We start from the raw sequence: 957 nt of genomic DNA on the forward strand, positions 1-957 counted from the left end.
CTGACCCGCGCGCGGGTCAGACGGCGGCGGTGCCGATGAGCCCCTTGCGGGTGACGAGGCCGGCGAGCCGCTCCTCGGAGAGTCCCCCGGTCCCCGCCGGACGGCGCGGCAGCACCATGTACCGCGACTCGGCGCTGGCGTCCCAGACGAGGATGCGGGTCGCCCCGGGCAGCTCGAGCCCGAACTCGCGCAGCACACCGCGGGGGTCCCGCACGATCCGCGAGCGGTAGGCCTCGCTCTTGTACCAGCCGGGCGAGGGGCCCAGCAGCGCGATCGGGTAGCAGGAGCACAGCGTGCAGACGACGACGTTGTGCTCGTCCTCGGTGTTGGCGACCACCTTCAGCCGCTGCTCCTGCAGGCCACCGGCCATCGACAGGCCCAGCTCACGGATCGCCGCGTTGGCATCGGCCAGCAGGCGCTCGGCGAACCCGGGGTCGATCCAGGCGCGGGCGACGATCCGGGCGCCGTTGGCGGGTGAGCCGCCGGCGAGGAACTCGTCGATGCGGCGGTCGATCTCGCCGTCGTCCAGCAGGCCACGGCTCTCCAGCAGCGCCTCGACGTGGCGCACCCGCGCCGAGATGACCGAACTGGGGTGGTCGCTCACGGCTCCTCCTCGACCGGGGTCAGGTAGTCGGCCCACAGCTCCACCGTCACCGAGTGGTCGCCCGCGCCGAACAGGTCGGCGGCGGCGAACCGCACGTGCCACACCGGCTGCGGGGTGCCGGCGCGGCCGCGGGCCCGGTCGTCGGCCAGCGGGTGCACGCCCGCCTGCTCCACGAGGACGCCGACCGCGCCGCGGGCGTAGCGCGGCAGCCGGGTGTGGCCGTCCGGGTCGGGGGGGGGGGGGGGGGGGGGGGGGGGGGGGGGGGGGGGGGGGGGGGGGGGGGGGGGGGGGGGGGGGGGGGGGCGCGCGGGCGACGGGGGGGAGGCGCCGGTGCTCACCGGCAGGCGCGCGCC

The 957-nt window shown here is 77.6% G+C and carries 2 protein-coding genes; both read right to left on the reverse strand.

Features of this window, described 5'->3' with window-relative positions:
• Positions 1-16: 16 nt before the first annotated feature.
• Positions 17-604: a nitrile hydratase subunit alpha gene (locus ACI789_RS24535; RefSeq protein WP_457012157.1), complete on the reverse strand. Its 588-nt coding sequence runs from the start codon at positions 602-604 to the stop codon at positions 17-19.
• Positions 601-942, reverse strand: coding sequence for an SH3-like domain-containing protein (locus tag ACI789_RS24540; RefSeq protein ID WP_457012158.1), 342 nt, complete (start codon positions 940-942; stop codon positions 601-603). The genes ACI789_RS24535 and ACI789_RS24540 overlap by 4 nt, the downstream gene beginning before the upstream one ends.
• Between the last annotated feature and the right edge of the window lie 15 nt (positions 943-957).

It is taken from the genome of Geodermatophilus sp. SYSU D00965 (assembly GCF_054050075.1).